Origin of the sequence: Streptomyces sp. NPDC020747, assembly GCF_044334695.1 — a bacterium.
Taxonomy (GTDB): Bacteria; Actinomycetota; Actinomycetes; order Streptomycetales; family Streptomycetaceae; genus Streptomyces.
Genome location: NZ_JBIRTJ010000028.1, coordinates 67332 through 89636, shown reverse-complemented (window position 1 = coordinate 89636; position 22305 = coordinate 67332). Strand labels below are relative to the sequence as shown.

At 70.6% G+C, this 22305-nt stretch carries 20 protein-coding genes; 6 read left to right on the top strand and 14 right to left on the bottom strand.

The genetic code is table 11. The annotated features are described in order from the left end of the window. Positions 1–1033: 1033 nt before the first annotated feature. Positions 1034–1600, bottom strand: a complete 567-nt coding sequence (locus ACH4YP_RS45540; protein WP_361064659.1) for a class I SAM-dependent methyltransferase — start codon at positions 1598–1600, stop codon at positions 1034–1036. Positions 1601–1910: 310 nt separating this feature from the next. Between ACH4YP_RS45540 and ACH4YP_RS45535 the strand changes: the two genes are divergently transcribed. After that, a complete protein-coding gene (locus ACH4YP_RS45535; RefSeq protein WP_257678067.1) occupies positions 1911–2045 on the top strand; it encodes a hypothetical protein in 135 nt (44 codons plus the stop codon). 4 nt (positions 2046–2049) lie between these two features. Here the strand turns inward: ACH4YP_RS45535 and ACH4YP_RS45530 are convergent, their stop codons facing one another. After that, positions 2050–2538 (bottom strand): GNAT family N-acetyltransferase, encoded by a 489-nt coding sequence (locus tag ACH4YP_RS45530; protein ID WP_398497297.1) that lies wholly within the window; start codon positions 2536–2538, stop codon positions 2050–2052. Between the two features lie 165 nt (positions 2539–2703). Between ACH4YP_RS45530 and ACH4YP_RS45525 the strand changes: the two genes are divergently transcribed. Beyond that, entirely contained in the window at positions 2704–3762 is a 1059-nt protein-coding gene (locus ACH4YP_RS45525; protein ID WP_398497296.1) for a lytic polysaccharide monooxygenase, read from the top strand. A gap of 88 nt (positions 3763–3850) precedes the next feature. On the opposite strand, the gene ACH4YP_RS45520 is transcribed toward ACH4YP_RS45525, so the two are convergent. Further along, a complete protein-coding gene (locus tag ACH4YP_RS45520) occupies positions 3851–4729 on the bottom strand; it encodes an esterase/lipase family protein (protein WP_398497294.1) in 879 nt (292 codons plus the stop codon). Positions 4730–4900: 171 nt separating this feature from the next. Then, on the bottom strand, positions 4901–5347 hold the full coding sequence (locus ACH4YP_RS45515; RefSeq protein WP_398497292.1) for a MarR family winged helix-turn-helix transcriptional regulator: 447 nt from the start codon (positions 5345–5347) through the stop codon (positions 4901–4903). 168 nt (positions 5348–5515) lie between these two features. On the opposite strand from ACH4YP_RS45515, the gene ACH4YP_RS45510 reads away from it, so the two are divergent. Further along, entirely contained in the window at positions 5516–5890 is a 375-nt protein-coding gene (locus tag ACH4YP_RS45510; protein WP_361064573.1) for a cupin domain-containing protein, read from the top strand. A 33-nt stretch (positions 5891–5923) separates the two neighbouring features. On the opposite strand, the gene ACH4YP_RS45505 is transcribed toward ACH4YP_RS45510, so the two are convergent. Then, a complete protein-coding gene (locus tag ACH4YP_RS45505) occupies positions 5924–6898 on the bottom strand; it encodes a DNA polymerase thumb domain-containing protein (protein ID WP_398497290.1) in 975 nt (324 codons plus the stop codon). Then, positions 6895–10470, bottom strand: coding sequence for a DNA polymerase III subunit alpha (locus ACH4YP_RS45500; protein WP_398497288.1), 3576 nt, complete (start codon positions 10468–10470; stop codon positions 6895–6897). Before ACH4YP_RS45500 ends, ACH4YP_RS45505 begins: the two co-directional genes overlap by 4 nt. Before the next feature lie 158 nt (positions 10471–10628). On the opposite strand from ACH4YP_RS45500, the gene ACH4YP_RS45495 reads away from it, so the two are divergent. Then, positions 10629–11690 (top strand): DUF3533 domain-containing protein, encoded by a 1062-nt coding sequence (locus ACH4YP_RS45495; RefSeq protein WP_398497286.1) that lies wholly within the window; start codon positions 10629–10631, stop codon positions 11688–11690. A 364-nt stretch (positions 11691–12054) separates the two neighbouring features. Next, complete coding sequence (locus ACH4YP_RS45490) at positions 12055–13035, top strand: pyridoxal-phosphate dependent enzyme (protein WP_361064584.1); 981 nt, start codon at positions 12055–12057, stop codon at positions 13033–13035. Between the two features lie 121 nt (positions 13036–13156). Here the strand turns inward: ACH4YP_RS45490 and ACH4YP_RS45485 are convergent, their stop codons facing one another. After that, on the bottom strand, positions 13157–14239 hold the full coding sequence (locus ACH4YP_RS45485) for a S1 family peptidase (RefSeq protein ID WP_361064587.1): 1083 nt from the start codon (positions 14237–14239) through the stop codon (positions 13157–13159). Between the two features lie 286 nt (positions 14240–14525). After that, positions 14526–15524: a slipin family protein gene (locus ACH4YP_RS45480; protein WP_361064589.1), complete on the bottom strand. Its 999-nt coding sequence runs from the start codon at positions 15522–15524 to the stop codon at positions 14526–14528. A gap of 89 nt (positions 15525–15613) precedes the next feature. Between ACH4YP_RS45480 and ACH4YP_RS45475 the strand changes: the two genes are divergently transcribed. Beyond that, positions 15614–16495, top strand: coding sequence for an alpha/beta fold hydrolase (locus tag ACH4YP_RS45475; RefSeq protein WP_398497284.1), 882 nt, complete (start codon positions 15614–15616; stop codon positions 16493–16495). An 84-nt stretch (positions 16496–16579) separates the two neighbouring features. Here the strand turns inward: ACH4YP_RS45475 and ACH4YP_RS45470 are convergent, their stop codons facing one another. The 6 genes from ACH4YP_RS45470 to ACH4YP_RS45445 form a co-directional block, all read right to left on the bottom strand. After that, complete coding sequence (locus ACH4YP_RS45470; RefSeq protein WP_398497282.1) at positions 16580–17278, bottom strand: hypothetical protein; 699 nt, start codon at positions 17276–17278, stop codon at positions 16580–16582. 145 nt (positions 17279–17423) lie between these two features. Next, complete coding sequence (locus ACH4YP_RS45465) at positions 17424–18329, bottom strand: S1 family peptidase (RefSeq protein ID WP_361064598.1); 906 nt, start codon at positions 18327–18329, stop codon at positions 17424–17426. Positions 18330–18564: 235 nt separating this feature from the next. After that, positions 18565–19371, bottom strand: coding sequence for a DUF1684 domain-containing protein (locus ACH4YP_RS45460; RefSeq protein WP_398497280.1), 807 nt, complete (start codon positions 19369–19371; stop codon positions 18565–18567). Positions 19372–19513: 142 nt separating this feature from the next. Next, positions 19514–20485, bottom strand: a complete 972-nt coding sequence (locus ACH4YP_RS45455; protein WP_361064604.1) for an ABC transporter substrate-binding protein — start codon at positions 20483–20485, stop codon at positions 19514–19516. 87 nt (positions 20486–20572) lie between these two features. After that, positions 20573–21379, bottom strand: coding sequence for an amino acid ABC transporter ATP-binding protein (locus tag ACH4YP_RS45450; protein WP_398497278.1), 807 nt, complete (start codon positions 21377–21379; stop codon positions 20573–20575). Beyond that, on the bottom strand, positions 21376–22257 hold the full coding sequence (locus ACH4YP_RS45445) for an amino acid ABC transporter permease (RefSeq protein ID WP_398497277.1): 882 nt from the start codon (positions 22255–22257) through the stop codon (positions 21376–21378). The genes ACH4YP_RS45450 and ACH4YP_RS45445 overlap by 4 nt, the downstream gene beginning before the upstream one ends. Between the last annotated feature and the right edge of the window lie 48 nt (positions 22258–22305).

Here is a 22305-nt window from a genome sequence, read left to right as displayed (position 1 = left end):
CGACAAGTCGCCCGAGAGCTACCTCGCCGGCCTCCACCTCCGTGCCTCAATGATCTGGATCAACGACCTACTGAAGGCAACTGGCTGATCACAACATCACACAGGCCCTAGGTCCTGTCTGGAGTCCGGATCACGAGTTCGGTAGATCGCCGCGTCATGGGGTCCTTTGTTGATAACCCGTCAGTCATGGCGTGATGCGATCTCACCGACGAACAGCGGGCCCTGATCGAGCCCCACCTTCCGATCGCCGCAGTCGGACCCATCCCCGACCTGCGGTTCCGCACGGGCAGCCCCTGACGCGACCCTCCCAGCGGGTTCGGGCCCTGACAGAGCGCGTACGACCGCTTCCGGATCCGGGCGACACAGGGCGTCTTCCAGTACCTGACGGAGGCGGTGATTACCGAGGCCGCCGCCCAGGGCACCAGGCGGACGTGGGCCTGGTCAGCGTGGACTCGGCGACAGCACGGGCACACCACCACCCTGCCGGGACGGCCCTGGACCCCGAACAGCCGGCGGCCCTGGAAGCAGCTGCCGCGTCCGAAAAAACGGGCGCCTCGGAGGGCCAACAGCCGCAGGACGGACAGTGCCAGGACGGCGCGCGCCGAGCGTCGGCGGGCCCGCCGACGGTACCGAGCCCGCCTGAAAGCCGCTGGACCGGGACGTTCCCGGGGAGGGCCGACCAGCAAGATCCCCCTGGCGGCCGACGACAGCCCGCAGTTCGCTGCGGTCCTGGAGCGAGTGAAGGTGCCCGGGCCGGTCGGGCGTCCCCGGACCCGACCGGACACAGTGGCCGCCGACAAGGCGCACCCCTGCCGCCGCAACCGCCGCCACCTGCGGCGTCACGGAATCCGGGCGGTGATCCCGGAGAGCTACGAGGCCGGACTGCATCCGTGCGGTGCGGTGCGATGCCCTGGCCCGCAGCATCGCACCGCAGTCGCGATCCGAACTCCGGACAGGACCTGGGCGCCCAAGCACCGCCCTCACCCGCACGCGTCTCCCGGACGTCTCTGCCGGCTGCCTCGCCCGGCGCCCCTCAGGGCACGGCCACCACCGCGTACCGCTCGTCCTCCACGTCTCGTCCCCACAGCAGCGGGTCGTCCGACAGCGGCTCCACGCGGACGTCCTCCGCGAGGGGTGCGAGCAGCCCGGTCAGCCGGTCGGCGGGTATGCCGACCGGGCTCACCGTCCCCCAGACGCCCTCTATGAGCACGAGCCGTCCGCCGGGGCGGAGCAGTCCGCGCCAGTGCCGCAGGACACGGCCGGGTTCGGGCAGCGTCCACAGCACATGGCGGACGAGGACGACGTCGAAGCGCTGCTCCCCGACCGGCGGGACGGCCGCGTCCCCGACCAGGAACGCCGCGTCCCGCCCGGCCAGTTTGGCGCGGGCGAGGTCGACCATGCGCGGCGAGGAGTCGACCCCGGTGACCCGGTGCCGCTGCTCGGACGCGAGAAGTGACAGGCTGCCGGTGCCGCAGCCCAGATCGAGCACGTCGGCCGGGCCTCGGGGCAGCCAGCCGCGCAGCCTCGCCGCCCAGGCCTCGCGCACGGCGGGATCCCGCAGTCCGTGGTCGGGCTCGTCGTCGAACGTCACGGACTCCATGTCCCAGTCGACACCGGACCGCTCTTCACCGGTCTTCGCTTCTTCGCTCTTCGCTTCTTCGCTCTTCGCTTCTTCACTGGCGCTGTTACTCGTCATGTGCCCAGAGTGACACCCGCCACTGACAACGGGCCCGCGACGGAACCGCGCCGGACCTGCCCAGGAACTGCACGCAACCCCCAGTTGTCCGGCATGTGGACTCACAAGCGAAACGTGACTACCGCCACTGACAAGCGGGCACCGATGAGTCACTCTCCCCGGAACGGTCTACCTCCGTACAAACGCGGAACCCGGTAGATGCAAGGAGGCAGCCATGCGCCGTGTAACCGTGCAGAAGCCCCTGAGGAAGTCGGACTCCCGTCGCGTGCGGGACGACGCCGACGAGCGCCCCGCCGAGCGCCCGGAGGTCCGAAAGGACATCGCGCGCACATGGTGGCCGGACGGCTGAGCCGTCACGGCGCCAGCCGCTTGCGGTAGTGGAGTCGGTCGTACGGCCCGTCCACGCGGCGCTCCACGAGTTCGTACCCGTACTTCGGGTAGATCTTCTGGTTCTCCCACATCAACGCGTTCGTGTAGAGCCTGACCTCCGGCAGTCCGAGCGCACGCGCGTGTGCGTCCACGAAGGCCAGGAGCCGGCGCCCCACGCCCTGCCCATGGGCGTCGGGGTGGACGGCGATGCTGTCGAGGAACAGATGGTCCTCGTGCGCCTCGATCACCACGAGTCCGGTCACGGGCTCCCCCGTGACGAACACCCGCCCCGCGGCGACGTCGGCCGCGTGGTCCGCCTCCATGGGCCGCGGAACCACCCCGATGCGCTCGATGTAGGGACGGTACGCCGCGTCGGTCACGGCCTTCACGGCAGCCGTGTCGGAGTCGACGGCGGGGCGGATCCGAGCCTCGTACGGGGTGTCCGCCGGGGCTCCTTCCGGAGTCTTCGTCATGGCCGGAACGGTACATACCTGATCGCAGTCTCAGCACCCCCTTAAGCGGACCATAAGGATCGCCCTCACCCCCTTCCAGCAGGCGATTCCGCGGTTTCGAGGGGCTAGCTTGCTGATCGCCCCCAGGCATCGCAAGCACCCCGGATCCGCTTCGAGGAGTTCCCCATGTCCGCTCGCCGCAAGGCCACCCGCACCCGCCTCGCCACGGTCGCCGCCATCGGCGTCACCCCGCTCGCCCTCACCGGTCTTGCCGCCACCCCGGCGGTCGCGCACGGCTCGATGACGGACCCGGTGAGCAGGGTCGCGGGCTGCTTCGCGGAGGGTCCGGAGAACCCGAGGTCCGCCGCGTGCAAGGCGGCGGTCGCGGCCGGCGGCACGCAGGCCCTCTACGACTGGAACGGCGTCAACATCGCCAATGCCGCAGGGAAGTCGAAAGAGATAATCCCTGACGGGAAGCTGTGCAGCGCCGGCAACGACAAGTTCAAGGGCCTCGACCTGGCCCGCGCCGACTGGCCGGCCACACGGCTGACCTCGGGCAACCGCACCTTCCGCTACAAGGGAACGGCCCCGCACAAAGGCTCCTTCGAGCTGTACGTCACCAAGGACGGCTACGACCCGACGAAGCCCCTGAAGTGGTCGGACCTGGAGTCGAAGCCCTTCCTCAAGGTCACCGACCCGCGAATGGAGAGCGGCGACTACGTCTTCGACGGCGTCGTCCCGGTCAAGTCGGGCCGCCACCTCGTCTATTCGATCTGGCAGCGCTCGGACTCCCCCGAGGCGTTCTACACCTGCTCGGACGTCGTGTTCGGGGAGGGCGGAAGTGGGGGCGGGGGCGAAGCCTCCACGGCCCCGGCCCCGGCCGCGTCGGCGCCGTCCGAGCAGGAGATCGAGGACGGTACCGACAAGTCGACCGTGGAACACGGCGGTCACGGCGACGACGACCCGAAGACCCAGGCCACGGCCACGACGGCCGCGGACACCGCCTCGGACTCCGGCTCCGGCACCACGACGGAGTCCGCCGGGTCGGCGGGCCCCTCCGAGGCGACGGACGACTCCGCGAACGACACCGAGCCCGCGGGCGGTTCGGAGAACCTCGCGGAGACCGGCGGTTCGAGCACCACTCCGTACGTGGCGATCGGTGGGGCGACCGCCCTGGCCATCGGTGCGGCGGCACTGTTCGCGTCGGTTCGTCGCCGCTCGGCGAGTGGCCGCCACAGCCGATAGCCCCGTGGCGGTCGCGGGGCCGTATCAACGTGCGGCCCCGCCGCGTGGGCGCGACCAGCCGCGAACGGCCCGCGGTTCCCCTGCCGCGCTAGCCGATCACCGACAGGCAGGTCGTCGGGGTGGCGTGCGCCGGGTCAAGGGCGTTCGCCACCTCGTGGAAGGCGATCCGGTCGATGAGCCCGATCGCCGCGTGTTCGGAGAGGTCGACCGCGCACAGGTCCTGGATCAGGACGTTGCGTACGTTCGGGCCGTCGAGGTACTGCGAGCGGTACGGCGTGACGACCTCGTCGTACTTGGTGGCGATGACCGTGTAACGGACACCGGGGACGGTGTCGCCGCCCGCGTTGAGCCTGGTCAGGAAGGCGGATCCGGCCACCTGGTCCGCGAGGGCGGGGGTGGCGGTGGAAAGCAGGTCGGCCGCGCCGGGGAAGTGGTCGAGCAGTTGGGCGAGTCCGTTCAGGGTGGTGCCGTGGTTGTCGGGGGCGATCCCGACGAGGGCGTTCACCTTGGCCGCTCCGCCGAGGAACTTCAGATAGTGGCGGGGCATCATGCCGCCCTGCGAGTGGCCGACGAGGTCGGCCTTGGCCGCACCGGTCGCGGCGAGCACTTTGTCGATGAAGGTCTTGAGCTGCTCCGCCGACTTGTCGATGGGACCGAGGCCGTTGAAGAACGGCACACCGGGCAACTGCCCGTAGTCGAGGGCGAAGACGCAGTAGTCGCGGTTCACGAGGTAGGGCGCGAGCCCAAGCCAGTTGTCGACGGAGTTGGCGAAGGTGCCGTGGACGAGGACGACGGGGCGCGGGTGGGCGGCGGACGGCTTGCAGGAGTAGTCGTTCCAGCCACGGCTCGGCGCGGCCTCGGCCTGAGCGGTGTCGGCGGTGGCGGCGGTAGCGGTGGGGACGACGGTGGCCGCGGCGGTCAGCAGCAGCACGGCCAGGGGTCTGAGCAGTCGTTTCCAGGGCAGCATCGAGTGATCTCCTTGCGGCTCAAGGGAGTTGCGATGGCGTACGCCCTGTGATCCGGATCACGAGGATGCTGTTCTTTTGCCAAGTTACGAGCGAGTAGTAGAAGTGTGAAGTTACGCGTCAGTAAAAACTTCCGGTGCTGGCCGGGAGCACTGACACGTGCCGTGGAACGGTCACCAGGCGGGCCTGATGGGACCGTAGGGCGCAATGCGCAGCAAACGGTCACGCAACGCCCGGACTTCACCCTCGCCAAGCAGTTCGACCCAGGGGCCGACGGCTTCCGCGGCCGCTTCCTCGGCCGCCCGCGTACAGGCCCAGCCCTGCTCGGTCAGCACGACCAGCCGGGCGCGCGCGTCGTCGGGGTGCGGGCGCCGCTCGGCGTACCCCTTGCGGACGATCTCGTCGACAAGTTGACTCGCCGCCTGCTTCGTCACGCCCAGATGGGCGGCCAGCTCCGTGACCGTCGCCCCGCCGGGCGCGAGCCGCGCGAACGCGAACCCGTGCGCGGGCCGAATCCCCTCGAACCCGCGGGCGACGACACCGTCATGGATGCGCTGGGTGAGCTCGCCGGCGACGGCGAGCAGGGCGGCGGACAGGGCCATGGCCTCGGAGTTCTGCACGCACGCATTGAAACACCCTTGACGAATTGGTCAAGCGGCTTGACCATGTGTCCATATAGTCAAGCTACTTGACCATCCACGCCACTCGCCGTCACCACTCACCACCGCCGCTCACCACCGCCATTCGCCACCGCCATTCGCCACCGCCATTCGCCACTGGAGGCAGCCGTGCCCGTAGTCCGCTCGTCCGAAGCCGTCGTCCACGAGATCCACGGCGCGCGCTTCGTCTCGTACGCCACTCCCCTCAGCGGGAGCAGAGAACTGTGCGCCTGGCGGGGCGAGATCCCCGCGGGCACGAAGGCGCCCGCGCACACCGTCAACCGCGAGGAGATCTTCCATCTCCTCTCCGGCGAACTGCTGATGACCCTCGACGGCCGCACCGAACGGATCGCCGCGGGCGACACGGTGATCGTCAACCGCGGCGCGACACTCGCCGTGGAGAACCCGACCGAGAAGACCGCGACCTCCTGGGTCACCACCTCCATAGGTCTCCAGGCAGAACTGGCGGACGGCACGGTCATCACTCCGCCGTGGGCCAACTGACCCGGCGGGGGCGCCCCGCCTCACGGCGGAGTGCTACGCCACAAGCGCTCCGGACACCACCGCCCGCGGCCCGAACTTCGCCCGGACCCGGTCCGCCACCTCCTCGACGCGACGGACCTTCTCGTCCACCGGGTCGAAGGTGAGCTGGTAGGAGGCCCGTTCGGCAGGGTCGAGCCCCTCGGCACGCAGAACGATGGAGCGGACCCTGGCCCGCTGCAGCCCGAGCGCCTCGTACATGCGGTACGCGGCGTCGGTGAGCGCCGAGGAGTGGGCGGTCGGCTCGGGGAGCGTACGACTGCGAGTGGTCGTGGACCGGTCGGCGTAGCGGACGGTGAGGGTGAGGGTGCGGCACACCTTCTCCAGGGCGCGCAGCCGGGAGCCCAGTTCCCCGGCGGCGGAGAGCAGGGCGTGCCGGTGCAGGTCCGGGTCCAACTCGTCGCGCAGGAAAGGGCGTTCGGCGGCGAGCGACCGGGAGACGGCGTTCGGTACGACCCGGCCGCGGTCGATGCCCTGTGCCATCTCGTGCAGTTCGCGGCCCATGCGGGCGCTGGTGAGCCGTTGCAGTGTGGACAGGGGCGCGGCGGCGACCTTGCCGACGCTGTCCAGGCCGTACTCGCACAGGGTGCGGGCGGTGGCGGTGCCGACTCCGGGCAGCGCCCGCACGGGCTGTTCCGCCAGGAACTCCGCGAGGGCGCAGGGGTCTTCGGGCACCACGCGGGTCGTCCCGGGGGCGGCTTCCCGCAGGGCCATCCGTGCGAACATCGGCCCGGGTCCGGCCCCGATCACACAGTCGACGCCGTGCCAGGCGAGCGCCCGTACCCGGATCAGCGAGGCCAGTTCCCCCGCATCGCGCTCGAAGTACCGCTCGGCGCCCCGCAGATCGGCCAGCGCTCCGTCGGGCGGCAGCGCCTCGACGACGGGGGTGAACTCCTCCAGCGTGCCGAGGAGCCCGGGCAGGGCGGCCTCGCCCGCCGGAGGCAGTTGGAAACGTACGCAGAGGATGGTCATCCCGCACTCCCCGGGCTCTGGTGCCACAACTTCCTTCCACCGGCGGGCCCTTCGCCCGCCGGGCGCAGATCGGCCCACGGATGCATTTCGTATCCCGTGGGCAGCTGGATTCGACGGCCGCCCGTCGGATCTCCCGTGTCCCGCGAGCCGCCCTCGGCCCCGCCCTCCCCCTGCGGTTCGGCCAGTCGCAGGGCCACTCCGTCCAGGCCTTCCTCGCGCCGCAGTTCCACCAGGTCGGCGAGGTTCCAGGCGGCCGCCCCGACCACGCTGAGGCTGCGCGGGCCGCGCCGCTGCACCACTCCGCGTACGAGCAGGAGCCAGGAGTGGAAGACGGTGTGGGCGCACGCGTCGTGGGAGTCGTCGAAGAAGGCGAGGTCGACCAGACCGGTGCCGTCGTCCAGGGTGGTGAAGATGACCCGCTTGCCGGAACGGATCGGCGGGGTCTGGGTGGCCGCCTTGGCGCCCGCGACCAGGACCGTCTCACCGTGCCGCGCCGCCCGCAGCCGGCGCGCGGTGACCACGCCCAGCTCGTCCAGGAACGCCCGGTGATCGTCCATCAGATTGCGTGAGGCGTCCATGGAGAGCACACCCAGCTCGGCGCTGAGCCGCTCCGCCGGGGAGAGGTCGGGCAGCCCGGCCGGCGCGGTCTTCTGCCCGCCGGCCAGAGGCAGTTGGTCCCCGCGACCGCCGCGTGCTCCCCGGTGCAGCTCGGTCAAGTGCAGTTGCAGATCACGCCGGTTGGCCCCGAAGGCGTCCAACGCCCCGACCTGCGCGAGCCGTTGGGCCAGTGGTCTGCTCGGCCGGGCCCGTTCCCAGAAGTCGAGCAGCGAGGCGTACGGCTGCCCGTCCGCGACCCGCGCCGCCTCGGCCTCGCTGATGCCGTGCACGTCGGAGAGGGCGAGCCGCACACCCCAGGCCTTCCCGGACCCTCCGGAGATCTTCCCGGCCGCCCTTCCGAACCCCTCAGATTCAGACACCAGTTCGATACAATGTGCGACCGCCGACCGGTTCACGTCCAACGGCAGGATCGGTACCCCCCGCCGCCGCGCGTCCGCGAGCAGCAGCCGCTTCGGATACATCCCGGGATCGTGGGTGAGCAGCCCGGCGTAGAAGGCGGCCGGGTGATGCGCCTTCAGCCAGGCCGACTGGTACGTCGGCACGGCGAAGGCGACCGCGTGCGCCTTGCAGAAGCCGTACGACCCGAAGGCCTCGACGATCTCCCACGTACGGGCGATCGTCTCCGTGTCGTACCCGCGGGCGGCCGCGTGCTGCGCGAACCAGAAGCGGATCCGCCCCTGCGACTCGGGGTCGGACAGCCCGCGCCGCACCCGGTCCGCCTCGTCGCGCCCGCAGCCGGTCATGATGTCGACGATGTCGATGATCTGCTCGTGGAAGACCACGACCCCGTACGTGCTCCGCAACGGCTCCTCCAGATCCGGGTGCGGGAAGCGGACCGGCGCCCGGCCGTGCCGCGCCTCGATGAACGGCCGCACCATGTCGGCCGCGACCGGCCCCGGCCGGAAGAGGGAGATGTCGACGACGAGATCGTGGAAGGTCGCGGGCTGCAGCCTGCCCACCAGGTCCCGCTGCCCCGGCGACTCGATCTGGAAGCAGCCCAACGTCTCGGCGGACCGGATGAGTTGGTACGTCGCCGGGTCGCCCTCCTCGACGGCGTCCAGGTCGACCCGGTCCCCCGTGGCCCGCTCCACCTCGGCCACCGCGTGCGCCATCGCGGACTGCATGCGCACGCCCAGCACGTCGAGCTTGAGCAGCCCGAGGTCCTCGACGTCCTCCTTGTCGAACTGCGACATGGGCAGCCCTTCGCCGCTGGTCGGCATGACGGGCGTACGGGCGAGGAGCGAGGCGTTGGAGAGGAGTACTCCGCACGGATGCATGGCGACTCCGCGCGGCAGGGCGTCCAGCGCCTCGACCAGTTCCCACAGCCGCCCGTACTTCTCCATCTCCCCCGCCAGGGACCGGAGTTCGGGTAGTTCCTCCAGTGCCGCGCGGGCGTCGCGGGCGCGGATGTGCGGGAAGGACTTGGCGATGCGGTCGATGTCGGCCGGGTCCATGGAGAGGGCCGCGCCGACGTCCCGTACCGCATGGCGCACCCGGTATGTCTCCGGCATCGCCACGGTCGCGACCCGCTCGGTGCCGAACCGGCCGATGATCGCGCGGTAGACCTCCAGCCGGCGGGCGGACTCCACGTCGATGTCGATGTCGGGCAGGACCGGGCGCCGCTTGGACAGGAAGCGTTCCATCAGCAGCCCGTGCGCGACGGGGTCGGCGTGCGCGATGCCGAGGAGGTGGTTGACGAGCGAGCCCGCGCCGGAGCCGCGCGCGGCGACCCGGATGCCCATCTCCCGTACGTCGTCCACGACCTGAGCGACCGTCAGGAAGTAGGAGGCGAAGTTGTGGTGGGCGATGATGTCCAGCTCGCGGTGCATCCGCTCCCAGTAACCGCGCGCCTCGGGAGAACGGTCGTAGCCGCGCAGCACCATCCCCGCCGCCGCCCGCGAGGCCAGTACCCGCTGCGCGGTACGGCGTCCGGCACCGACGAGGTGCGGCTCGGGGAAGTGCACGGCACCGAGGCCGAGGTCGTCCTCCGGGTCGACGAGGCACTCGGCGGCGGTGGCCCGCGTCTGTTCGAGCAGTCGGTACGCGGTGTCGCGGCGGTAGCCCGCGGCCTCGACGATCCGTTCGGCGGCGCCGAGCATCGCGTCCGCGTCCTTGAGCCAGGCCTCGCCGCTGTCCAGCTCTTTGCGGGGGTCGACCGGCACAAGCCGGCGGGCGGCGTCCAGGACGTCGGCGACCGGGCCCATGCCCGGGTCGGCGTACCGGACGGCGTTACTGAGCACCGGCCGCACCCGCTGCTCGGCGGCGAAGCCGACGGTACGGGCGGCCAGTCGCAGCGAGCCGGGACCGGTGCCCTCGCGCCCGTGCCAGACCGCTTCGAGACGCAGGGCGTCGCCGTAGACCTCCCGCCAGGGCGCGAGCAGTTTCGCGGCCCGGTCGGGGCGCCCGGCGACGAGCGCCCGGCCGACGTCGGAGGCGGGGCCGAGCAGGACGGTCAGGCCGTCGGCGTGGTTGGCCGCCCAGGGCAGCAGCGGCCCGCCCGTGTCGCCCGCATGCGCCGCAGTAACGATTCTGCAGAGCTCGGCCCAGCCCTTCGCACCGTCCCGGGCAAGGAAGGTCACCCGAGGCGCCGACTCATCGACAAAGGCACCACCGCGCACGGGAGCCCGCCGCCACTCCCCTCCTGCGGACCCACCGGCCCGTACAGACCCACCGGCCCGTACGGCGCCCTGGGCTCGCGCGGAATCCCGGGCCCGCGCGGACTCCCGGACCCGTACGGGCTCCTCGACCGCGAGGTCGACCCCGAACAGCGGACGCACCCCCTGGGCGGCGCAGGCCTTGGCGAAGCGGACCGTGCCCGCGAGGGTGTCCCGGTCGGTGAGGGCGAGCGCGTCCATGCCCCGCCCGGAGGCTCGCTCGGCGAGCCGCTCCGGGTGCGAGGCCCCGTACCGCAGGGAGAACCCGGAAACGGTGTGCAGATGCGTGAAACCCGGCACGCGCACCTCCACCGCTCCCAGGGGCTCCCACGCCAGCCCTCGAACACTTGTTCCCTACTTCCTCACCCCCACCATAGACCAATTCCCGAACATGTGTACGACATCCGTTCGGGCCCGTCCCACCTGCGCAAACGCCGGGCGGCTCGGACCGTGGGGGCATGACACAGACAGCCGGGGCCCCACGCCGGACCTTCCTCGAAGAGGTGAAGGACGGAGTCACTCCGCGGGCCACGCTGCTCGTCATCGGCGTGCTCGCCCTGCAACTGCTCTTCATCGCCTCCTATGTGGGGGCGCTGCACAACCCGAAGCCGAAGGACGTGCCGTTCGGGGTGGTCGCCCCGGGAGCCGCCGCCGACCAGGCGGTGGCCCGTCTGAAGCAGCTCCCCGGCAAGCCCCTGGACCCTCGCGCGCTCCCCGACCGGGCGACGGCACGCGATCAGATCGTGAACCGCGACATCGACGGCGCCCTGGTGATCGACCCGGCCGGCACCACCGACACCCTGCTGGTCGCGTCCGGCGGCGGCAAGGTCCTGGCCAACACGTTGGTCGCGCTCACCACCGGGCTGGAGAAGGACCAGGGACGCACGGTGAGAACCGTCGACGTGGTCCCGGCCGACGCGCAGGACGCCAACGGGCTCACCACCTTCTACCTGGTCGTCGGCTGGTGCGTGGGCGGCTATCTGTGCGCGTCGGCGTTGGCGATCAGCGCGGGCGCACGGCCGGCCAACCCCCGGCGCGCGGCGATCCGGCTCGCCGCCATGGCCGTGGTCGCGATCGTCGGCGGACTCGGCGGCGCGGTCATCGTCGGGCCGGTCCTGGGAGCCCTGCCGGGCAGCGTCTGGGCCCTCTGGGGGCTCGGCGCGCTGATCACCTTCGCGGTGGGAGCGGCCACGCTCGCGCTCCAGTGCCTCTTCGGGGTCGTCGGCATCGGAGTGGCCGTACTGCTCGTGGTCATCCTGGGCAACCCGAGCGCGGGCGGCGCCCTCCCGCCCCCGATGCTGCCCCCGTTCTGGAAGGCGATCGGCCCCGCCCTGCCCCCGGGCGCCGGCACCTGGGCGGCCCGCTCGATCGCCTACTTCAAGGGCAACGACACGACAGCCTCACTCCTGGTCCTCTCGGCCTGGGCGGCGGTCGGCAGCGCGGTCACACTCCTGGCGGGCTCACTGCGCAAACCCGAACGAGCCGACTCCGCCCCCAAGGGCGCCCCTGACAACGGCTGACGCAATGAGATGGAGCGGCCCCGGCCGCACGCCGTTGCCGGACCGGGACGTGCTGCTCGGGAAGGCACACCCGTACTCGGCGAAGTGAACACCGACGGCTCGACCGAGTCCGGCTCCCTGACCGGCGATCGACGGTCGACGGGATCGCCCGCGCGGGCGCCCGGCGGATCCTCGCCGCCGCGAGGGCGCCGGAGCCCACCTCGTCGCCCTCGCCCGCGCGGGCGACGCGCTCGGAGAACGGCCTCCTGGTCGAGCGTGCGGAGACCGCCGCCTGATCACGCGTCACCCGGACCACACCACTCCACGCCACAGCCCTCGAAAATCACTCAATGGAACAGAGCCGGCGACGCTACGCTGCTGTGCCGTGCAGGAGACGCGTCTCGACACCGCTCGGATCCGGGCGGCCCGCCGGGTGATCGACCCGGTTTTCCTCGACACTCCGCTGTACCGCTGCGAGGCGCTGGAGCCCCGCCTCGGGTGCGCGGTGAGCATCAAGCTCGAAACGGCGAACCCGGTCCGCAGCTTCAAGGCCCGCGGCACCGAGGTCATCGCGAGCCTGCTCGCCGGCAACGGCCCGCGAGCCGTGGTGTGCGCCAGCGCGGGCAATCTCGGCCAGGCCCTCGCCTGGTCCGGCCGCGGCCGGGATCTCGACGTCACCGTCGTGGCGTCCCGCTTCGCGACGGTGGCCAAGCTCGATCGCATCCGCGCGCTGGACGCCAGGCTGGAACTGGTGGACGGCGACCACGAGTTGGCTCGCGAGCGGGCAGCGGCCATCGCCCGGTACGACGGCGTCCGGCTGGTCGAGGACAGCCTGGACATCGAGACCTGCGAGGGCGCGGCGACCATCGGCCTGGAACTGGTGGATCCCGTGCCGGAGTTCGACACCGTCCTGATCGCGCTCGGCGGCGGGGCACTGGCCACCGGTGTGGGTCATGTGGTGAAGGCCCTGGCGCCCGAGGTCGAGGTGATCTGCGTCCAGCCACTGGGCGCACCGGCGCTGACACTCTCGTGGCGCGAGCGGCGCGTCGTCACCACCGACTCGACCGACACCATCGCTGACGGCGTCGCCGGCCGGCGTCCCATCCCGGCCGTCCTGGACGACCTCCTCCTGGTCGCCGACGACGCCGTCCTGGTCCGGGAGGCGTCGATCACCGCCGGTATGCGGATGCTCCTCCACCACGCCGGCCTCGTCGTCGAACCATCGGCCGCGCTCGGCATCGCGGCGGTCCTCGAAGACCGTGACCGCTTCGCCGGCCGACACGTGGCCACCATCGTGTGCGGCAGCAACGTCGATGTGGACGCCTACCACCGCTGGGTCGGTGCCTCTCCCGTCCACAGGTCCTGACAACTGCGGCTCCGCCGAGGGGCGCGACCAGCCCTCACGCGCCCACGCCCTCCCACAACGCAAGAGCCCCGCCCCACCCGAAAGGTGGGAACGGGGCTCCGAGCCCACCGGAACCGGACCGTCAGCCGATCTCGGTCCCCGTGGCGGACAGCGCCTCGGTCACCGGCTGGAAGAACGTCTCCCCACCGGAGGTGCAGTCCCCGCTGCCACCGGACGTGAGTCCGATCGCGCTGCTGCCCGAGAACAGCGACCCACCGCTGTCACCCGGCTCCGCGCACACGTCGGTCTGGATGAGCCCGTTCACGATGTCGCCGCTGCCGTAGTTCACGGTGGCGTCCAGTCCGGTCACCGACCCGTCGTGCACCTGGGTGGTGGACCCGCTGCGGGTGACCTTCATCCCGACGGTCGCCTCCGCCGCACCCGTGATCTCCTGGGCGGAACCGTTGTAGAGGTTCACCTCGCTCGGGTGGTCCACGTCCGCGGTGTACTTCACCAGGCCGTAGTCGTTGTCGGGGAAGCTGGAGTCCGCGTTCTCGCCGATCTCGGTGCCGGACGAGTCTGACCAGTTGGTGATGCCCTCGGTGCAGTGCCCGGCGGTGAGGAAGAAGGGCTCGCCGCCCTTGACCACGTTGAAGCCGAGCGAGCAGCGGCCGCTGCCACCGGTGATGGCGTCACCGCCCGCGACGAAGGGCCTGAACTCCCCCTTCGTGGTCTTGAGTTCGGCCTTGGCGCCGAGCCCGTCGACGACCTCGGTCAGCTGCGCCATCTTCGCGCCCTTGACCGTACGGTCCGCGGTGACGACGACCTTGTTGGTGGCCGGGTCGACCGCCCACGAGGTGCCGGGGATGGTCGCGTCCTGCTTCAGCGTCGTACGGGCGCCCTTCAGTTCGGCGAGGGAGTTCTCGACGATTCTGGCCTTGGCGCCGGCCGACTCGACGGTCTCGGCCGCGGCCTTGTCGAGGACGTTCACGACGAGGCTCTTCGCCTTCGCGTCGTAATACGTTCCCGCCGCGTCCGTGCCGAGGTCCTTGCCGAGCGTCGAGGCGAGCTTTCCGGCCGCCGTGACCGAGAGGATCTTGAGCTCGGGAGTGGGCGCGGTCTCACTCGCGTTCGCACTCTGCAAGGTGACTCCCGCGGCGACCAGTGCGGCGATGCCCGCACCTGCCACGGCCGCCCGCCGCTTGGGTATGCGTCGGTGCTTCAACTTGTGTCCTCCTGTGGGGGGTCGGAAACGGCGGCCGTGGGGGGCCACCGAGACCGAAAGGTGTACGGACATGGGCCCGACTCGCAATAAAAGCCGCGTCCATGCCAACGGACGCCGACCACTATTCCGAGGCCGTACGGGAGCACACAAGGTCGACTTCAGGACGCGCGTGCCACAACGGACGCACGCCCCAGCATGGTTGACGCGCGTTGACAAGTGGCCGTCTCACCACGTCGATTCCCATAGCAAACACTACGAGCGAGTAACTAACGCCAGCCTGTGAGGTCTAGTCCTGTCCGGATTTCGACCCTCCGAAGTCCGGATCCAACGGTGTCTCGACGGGCGGGAGTTGCTCCTGCATCGATTGCTGCCACTGCGCCAACAGCTGTTGCGCCTGCGTCGAGAGCTCCTTCGGCTGAATCGGACGCTGCTGGGCCTCGGGCAACGACTGCTGTGGCTGAGCCGTCCCGTCCGACGGCTGCTGCTGCACCTGGGGCGCGGGAGGCGCCGGCTGCTGCTGGGCCGGCTGTTGCGCGCGCTCCAGGAACCGCAGCAGCTCGACGGGGAAGGGCAGCACGAGCGTCGAGTTCTTCTCGGCGGCGACCGCCACCACGGTCTGCAGCAGCCGGAGTTGGAGCGCGGCGGGCTGCTCGGACATCACCCCGGCGGCCTCCGCCAGCTTCTTGGAGGCCTGGAGCTCGGCGTCCGCGTTGATGACCCGGGCCCGGCGCTCACGGTCGGCCTCCGCCTGCCGGGCCATCGACCGCTTCATCGTCTCCGGCAGCGACACGTCCTTGATCTCTACGCGGTCGATGGACACGCCCCACTCCACCGCCGGGCTGTCGATCATCAGCTCCAGACCCTGGTTGAGCTTCTCGCGGTTGGAGAGCAGATCGTCCAGCTCGCTCTTGCCGATGATCGAACGCAGTGACGTCTGCGCCATCTGGGAGACCGCGAACCGGTAGTCCTCGACCTGGATGATCGCGTCGGCCGCGGACACCACCTTGAAGTAGATGACGGCGTCCACGCGCACCGTGACGTTGTCCCGCGTGATGCCGTCCTGCCCGGGTACCGGCATCGTCACGATCTGCATGTTGACCTTCTGGAGCCGGTCCACGAAGGGCACGATCATGGTGAATCCCGGACCACGCACCCCGGATCGCAGCTTGCCGAGCCGGAGCACCACGCCCCGTTCGTACTGTTTGACGACGCGGGCCGCCGCCATCGCGTACACCGTTCCGACGGACGCGAGAGCCACTCCCGCCGTCACCAGCTCCTCGATCATTACGACCCCCAGGGTCCGTATCGGGCGCAACAGGTGTGTACTTCGACGGTAACTCCGGCGCGGACGCGAAGGGGAGATGGAGGACCGAGGTGCCGAACGGGATACGGATGCGGGACGGACGACTGCTGGCGTTCGAGGAGTGGGGGGACCCGGACGGCAGCCCGGTGATCCTGCTGCACGGCACACCGGGCTGCCGGCACGGGGCGGTGCCGGCGGAGCTGATGGCCGGGCGTCCCGGGGTGCGGTTCATCGCGTACGACCGGCCGGGGTACGGGGATTCGGACCGCGGTCCCGGACGCCGGGTGGCGCAGGCCGCGCGGGACGTGGCGGCGCTGGCCGACGGACTCGGGCTCGGGAGGTTCGCGGTGCTCGGCCGCTCGGGCGGTGCCCCGCACGCGCTGGCGTGCGCCGCACTGCTGCCCTCACGGGTGCGGCGGGTGGCGGCGATGGCGAGTCTCGCGCCGCCGGTCGCCGAGGGACTGAACTGGTTCGACGGGATGGCGAGGTCCAACGTCGAGGAGTTCACGCAGGCGCTCACCGATCCCCTGGAGTTCGCGGACCGGCTCGCCACCCGGGCCGCCGCGATCCGCGCGGACCCGGCACAGCTCCTCGCGTCGATCAAGGACGGCCTCACCGACACCGACCGCCGGATCGTCTCCACCCCGGCGGTGAGCGAGATGCTGCTGCGCAACTACCGTGAGGCGCTGCGCGAGTCGGCCTACGGCTGGCTCGACGACACCCTCGCGCTGCTGAGCCACTGGGGCTTCGACCCGGCGCGGATCACCCGCCCCGTACTGCTGTGGCACGGCGCCGAGGACACCTTCTCCCCGGTGGGCCACTTCGAGTGGCTGGCCGAACGCATCCCCCGCGCCCGCCCGGTCCTGGACCCGAAGGGCAGCCACTTCTCGGCCCTGGAGGCCCTCCCGGACGTACTGGACTGGCTGTGCGCGACCCCACGGACCGACACCTGACCCGGGCCACCACCTCACACCCCGGGCCACCACCTCACCCCCGGAGCACCTCACACCCGAGGCCCCTCGCACCCCGGGGCCGCCTCACACCCCGGGCCCCACTATGAGCCCGCCCCCCGCGGCCCCCGGCCGCTCCAGCCGTGCCCCGCGCATCAGCTCCATCACCCGCTCATGGCTGTCGCCCACGGCGTCCGTCACCCGCAGCCGGAGCCGCAACTCGTCGATCTCGTCGACGAACCGCTGGGTGTACGCACCGTGGGGCGCGGTCTCGTACCCGGTGGCGCCCGGGAGCGGGAAACCCGCGCCGACGTGTATCTGCCGGTAGTGCTTGCCGTGCACGAGCCCCATCGCGGCGAGTTCCCTCAGCAGCCCCGCGTGGTCGGTCCAGGCCCCGGGAGCCCCGTCGTGCGGTACGAGTCGGTACTCCACCCGCTCCACCACGGCATGCTGCGGACCGCCGTTCAGGACGCCCACCTCCCAGGCGGGCTCGTCCGGGGCGAAGGCGCCGGGCACCCAGGACGAGCGCCAGCCCAGCGCGGGCCGTACCGTTCGCGCGTACTGCGCCCGGCCGAGGACCGCGGCGAGGGCGACCGCCAGCAGGCTGCCCAGCGCGTCCGTGTCCATCAGCCGCAGCCGCCAGGGCCACTGGCGGCTGAGCTCCCCAGTCACGTTGCCGCGCGCGATCTCCCACAGGAGCACCAGCGCCAGCACCACGAGCAGCACCAGCGGGGTCGTGAACAGCAGCGGACTGCGGCGTACATGGCGCTGCTGGTCGGAAGCCACTTCCCTGTTCCCCCGGATCTTTCTCGTGCGCACCGGCGATCCCCCACGGCCAAGGACGAGCCCCCGCACCGCGAACGGCGGTGCGGGGGCTCGTCTGCTGCTGGCTGCAGTCAGGTCACGCGGGTGTCGATGTGGCGCGTACCGGTCAGAATACGTTGACGCCGTAGGCGCTCAGCGCCTCGGTGACCGGCTGGAAGAACGTGGTGCCACCGGAGGTGCAGTTGCCGCTGCCGCCGGAGGTCAGACCGTAGGCGACACCGTTGCTGCCGTAGAGCGGACCGCCGGAGTCGCCGGGCTCGGCGCAGACCGTGGTCTGGATCATGCCGTAGACGATGTCGCCGCCGCCGTAGTTCACGGTCGCGTTCAGCGCGGTGACGCGTCCCGTGCGGGTGCCGGTGGTGGAACCGGTGCGGATGACGTTCGTGTTCACGGCCGGGGTGGCGGCGCTGGTGATGTTCACGCTGCCCGCGGTGCCTTCCTTGGCGACCGAGGTGTTGGTGTAGCGCACCAGCCCGTAGTCGTTGGTCGGGAAGCTGGAGCCGGCCGTCGAGCCGAGGGTGGTGGTGTGCCCGGAGTTCGACCACCAGGTGCCGGCGCCGTCGGTGCAGTGACCGGCGGTCACGAAGTAGTCGGCTCCCGCGCTGTTCTTGACGTTGAAGCCGAGGGAGCAGCGCCAGCTACTCGCATAGATGGCGTCGCCGCCCTTGATCAGCTTGTTGAACTTGCCCGGGGTGTACTTGATCTGCAGAGCGCCGGCGTTGGTGCCCGCGGCCCGCTTGATCTTCGCGATCTCCGACTTGGAGACGGTGCTGTCGACCGTGACGACGACCTTGCCGGTCTTGGCGTCGGTCGCCCAGGCGGTGCCCGGCACATCGGCCTTGAGCACCGAAGAGCTGGCGCTCTTCAGCTGGGAGGTGCTGAACGTCTGCGCGTCGCTCGCGTTCGCGGAAGGGATGGTGAATGCGGCCGCGGCCACGAGTCCGGAGGTGACGGCGATCAGCCGGGTCCGTCTCGCTATTCCGCTGCGGGGGGTGGTGCGCTTGGTCCTCACTGTTCGTTCCCTCCAAAGGGAAGTCGGGGGCCCGCGTGGGGTCGGGGCCCGTGAGGCGCACGCCAGGGGAAATGCCCGGATTCCGGACACGCCGTGTCCCTGACAAGGCGCTGGGGGGAGTATTCGGCCGCGCACCCGACGGGCGCAAGGGCGCCTTTCGGCCGCGCGGTGTTCAACTTACGTATGTCCCACGGCAGTTGATCTCATCGACGGCGGTGTGTGGATTACGTGCGGATTATCGGAGCAGATTGCGTTCCCCGGCGGCAATCGCCGCGCTCAGAGTATTGCCCGGCGGCGGGAATGGGCAGATGAAGTGGTCCGCGAATGCGCAGGGTGGAAGCAGGGCCCGGTTGAAGTCCACCGTCGTGCGCCCCTCGGCGTCGGGAGCCGCCGGGCGCAGGAACCTGAAGCGGTAGCTGCCGTTCCCACTCATGGCATCGCCGAAAACAGCCCACAGCGATCCGTCCCCCTGAACCGTCACCTGAAGGGTCAGATCCTGCCCGTCCAGCATGAAGGCGAGTTCACCGCCGAGCCCGAGCCCGCGCTCCCGTCCGTCGGCGTTCGCCACGCGTACGGTCCGGTCCTCCCCGTACGGCGTGAAGCGGCCCGGCACCGACCGACGCGGATCGTACGGCGTCGCCTCGATGCCCCGGAACGCCTGCCGGGCCGGGGAGGCGGGATCGAAGTCGCGTACGCCCAGAGCCCCTTCGCGTACGAGGACGACGAACCGGCGCTCGCCGTGGGCGACCCGGGCCGTGGCGGCCGGGCCGGGGTCGGCCCCGAGCCGGACCTCACCGGCGAAGGGCTCCCCGTCCACGAGGAGTCCGTCGGCCACGGCTGCCGTCAGCACGACCGCGTCACCGCCGGTGTCCAGGGACCACCGGCCGGGCATACCCGGAAGCAGCCCCTCCGGATGGTCCTCGATCCAGTGGGTGCCGCTGAGCGCGAGCGGGCCGTAAGGCGCGGACACCGTCTCGGTGCGGTGCTCGTGCCAGCGCTTCCACTCCTCGGCCGCGTCCGCCGCCCCGTGTTCCGTCGTCATGTGATCAACCCTTCCACACGGGCTCCGCCGGCCCGAGGTGTGAGCGCGGCGTCGCGCCGGTGTATTCCGTCCCGCGCGGCGCCGACGGTCGCGGACTTCCCGAACACTCCGGGGGTCGCGACCGCCGGCGCCGCGGGATCCCCTAGATCTTCGGCAGGCCGGGCGGGTTGATCTCCGACTTCGGCACGGCCTCGCTCGACAGGCCCCAGCGCTTGAGCACGCGCCCGTAACTGCCGTCCTCGATCACGTGGTTGATGGCTGCCGCGTACGCGTCGACGAGCCCGCTCCCCTTCTTCGTGGTGACGGCGATCTTGCCCTGGAGGTCGTCGCCGGCGCCGGAGAGCGTGCCGATGACCTGCGACTGCCCTGCCGTGGCCACGTGGTACGCGGCGGACGGGCTGGGGCCCAGATAGGCGTCGATACGGCCGGACTGGAGGGCGAGGTAGTAGTCCGTGTCCTTCTGGAAGTACTTGATGGTGACCGCCTTGCGGCCCGCCTTCTCGTTCTGCTTGCTCCAGTCGACGAGGATCTTCTCCTGGTTGGTGCCGGAGGCGACCGCGATGGTCTTGCCCGCGACGTCCTCGGGGCCGTCGATCTTCCAGTCGGTGCCCTTCTTCGCCTCGAACGAGATGTTGTCGAGACGGTAGGTCGCGAAGTCGTACTTCTCCTTGCGCTCCTCGGTGACGGTGACGTTCGAGAAGACGGCGTCGAACTTGCCGCTGTCGAGACCGACGAAGAGGTTCTCCCAGGAGACCTCGTCGTTGTCGAGCTTCAGCCCGAGGGTGTCCGCCACGATGGTCGCGAGGTCGATCTCGGAGCCGATTCTGGTCTTGTCGTCGGTCGCGTAGAAGCCGAGTGGCGGCGAGGCGTCGGCGCTCTGGCCGAGCTTCAGCGTGCCGCGCCCACGGATCGCCGCCGGGACGAGCGCGGCGATCTCGTCGACCTTCTTGCCGCGGATCCGGTTCTGGTCCGGGCCGATGTTGACGCCGCCGGCCTTCTTGGTGCCGGAGCTGCCCGTCCCGGTCGCCGCGTCACTGTCACCGCCGCAGGCGCTGAGCAGGGGAGCGACGACGAGGGCGGCGACGGAGGCGGCGAGGGTGCGTCGGGATATCACGGGTGAACTCCTGGTGTGGGAAGAGAGGTTGGAACGATCGGACGGCGGCCGGTTCAGAGAAACCGCCGGTGCGGAGAAACCGCCGGTTCAGAGAACCTTGGAGAGGAAGGCACGGGTGCGCTCGTGCCGCGGCCGGTCGAGTACGTCGCCGGGGGCGCCCTGTTCGACGATGCGGCCGTCGTCCATGAAGACGACGGTGTCGGCGACCTCGCGGGCGAAGCCGATCTCGTGGGTGACGACGATCATCGTGGTGCCCTGGTGGGCCAAGTCCTTGATGACGTCGAGGACTTCACCGACCAGCTCGGGGTCGAGCGCGGACGTCGGCTCGTCGAAGAGCAGCAGTTTCGGCTCCAGGGCGAGCGCGCGGGCGATGGCCACGCGCTGCTGCTGTCCGCCGGAGAGCTGCTTCGGGTAGGCGCCGGCCTTGTCGGCGAGCCCAACCCGGTCGAGCAGCCCGCGCGCGGCCTCGGTGACGTCCTTGCGGGGCCGCTTCAGAGCGGAGACCGGGGCCTCGACGATGTTCTCCAGCACCGTGAGATGCGGGAAGAGGTTGAAGTTCTGGAAGACGAACCCGATCCGGGTGCGCTGCCTGAGGATCTCCCGCTCGCGCAGCTCGTACAGCTTGTCGCCGGAGCGCCGGTAGCCGACCAGCGAGCCGTCCACGCTGATCCAGCCCTGGTCGACCTTCTCCAGGTGGTTGATGGTCCGCAGCAGCGTGGACTTGCCGGATCCCGACGGGCCGAGGACGACGGTGACCTCACCGGTCCGCACCTCCAGGTCGACGCCCTTGAGGACTTCCAGCGAACCGAAGCTCTTGTGGACGGACTTGATGTCGACCATGGGGGCGGCGGCCGCCCCGTCCTTGGCCAGGTCCTTGGTCAGCGGCGCGCTCATCGGGTGCTTCCCTTCGCGAAGTGTCGTTCGACGTAGTACTGGAGGACCGAGAGCGCGGTGGTCAGGAGGATGTACCAGGCCGTCGCGACCATGAGCAGCGGTACGACCCGGCCGTTGCGTCCGTAGATGACCTGGACCTGGTAGAAGAGTTCGCCGATCGCCATGACGGAGACGATCGAGGTGCCCTTGAAGAGGGAGATCACCTCGTTGGCGGCGTTCGGCAGGATGGAGCGCATCGCCTGCGGCAGCACGATCCGCCGGATCTGCCGCAGCCTGGGGATGCCGAGCGCGGCGGCCGCCTCCAACTGCCCGCTGTCGACGGACAGTACGCCGCCGCGCACGATCTCAGCTGCGTACGCGGCCTGGTGCAGGGCCAGCCCCAGCACGGCCGCGCTCATCGCGCCGACCAGGCCCATCGTGTCGAAGGAGAAGAGGCCGGGCCCGAAGGGGATACCGAACTCCAACTCCTGGTAGAGGTAGGCGAGGTTGAACCAGAACAGCAGCTGCACGATCAGCGGGATCGACCGGAACGCCCAGATGTACGCGAAGGAGACGGCCTTCAGGAACGGGCTGGCCGACAGCCGCATGAACGCCAGGACGATGCCGAGCGCGAACCCCAACGCCGTTCCGTAGAAGGTGAGTTGGAGTGTCACCCAGACCGCCTTGAGGATCACCTCCGCGGTGAAGAACTCGGCGAACACCTCCCACTCCCAGCCGGAGTTGGTGGCGAGCCCGTGGACGAACTGGGCCAGCAGCACGGCGGTCACGGTCACCGCGACCCAGCGCCACGGATGTCGTACGGGCACGACCTTGAGCGCGCCGTAGTCCTCGGGCTCGGCGGTTGTTCTGGTGAGGGGTGGATCACTGGTCAGCGACATGGGGGTCCTCTGCGCGAAGGAAGCGAGCGGGGGTGCCGGGGGGGTGTA

Excerpts from the sequence above, each read along its gene's own strand:
- ACH4YP_RS45540 (WP_361064659.1), bottom strand. The coding sequence starts at position 1,600 with ATGGAGTCCGTGACGTTCGACGACGAGCCCGACCACGGACTGCGGGAT.
- ACH4YP_RS45535 (WP_257678067.1), top strand. The coding sequence starts at position 1,911 with ATGCGCCGTGTAACCGTGCAGAAGCCCCTGAGGAAGTCGGACTCCCGT.
- ACH4YP_RS45530 (WP_398497297.1), bottom strand. The coding sequence starts at position 2,538 with ATGACGAAGACTCCGGAAGGAGCCCCGGCGGACACCCCGTACGAGGCT.
- ACH4YP_RS45525 (WP_398497296.1), top strand. The coding sequence starts at position 2,704 with ATGTCCGCTCGCCGCAAGGCCACCCGCACCCGCCTCGCCACGGTCGCC.
- ACH4YP_RS45520 (WP_398497294.1), bottom strand. The coding sequence starts at position 4,729 with ATGCTGCCCTGGAAACGACTGCTCAGACCCCTGGCCGTGCTGCTGCTG.
- ACH4YP_RS45505 (WP_398497290.1), bottom strand. The coding sequence starts at position 6,898 with ATGACCATCCTCTGCGTACGTTTCCAACTGCCTCCGGCGGGCGAGGCC.
- ACH4YP_RS45495 (WP_398497286.1), top strand. The coding sequence starts at position 10,629 with ATGACACAGACAGCCGGGGCCCCACGCCGGACCTTCCTCGAAGAGGTG.
- ACH4YP_RS45480 (WP_361064589.1), bottom strand. The coding sequence starts at position 15,524 with ATGATCGAGGAGCTGGTGACGGCGGGAGTGGCTCTCGCGTCCGTCGGA.
- ACH4YP_RS45460 (WP_398497280.1), bottom strand. The coding sequence starts at position 19,371 with ATGACGACGGAACACGGGGCGGCGGACGCGGCCGAGGAGTGGAAGCGC.
- ACH4YP_RS45450 (WP_398497278.1), bottom strand. The coding sequence starts at position 21,379 with ATGAGCGCGCCGCTGACCAAGGACCTGGCCAAGGACGGGGCGGCCGCC.
- ACH4YP_RS45445 (WP_398497277.1), bottom strand. The coding sequence starts at position 22,257 with ATGTCGCTGACCAGTGATCCACCCCTCACCAGAACAACCGCCGAGCCC.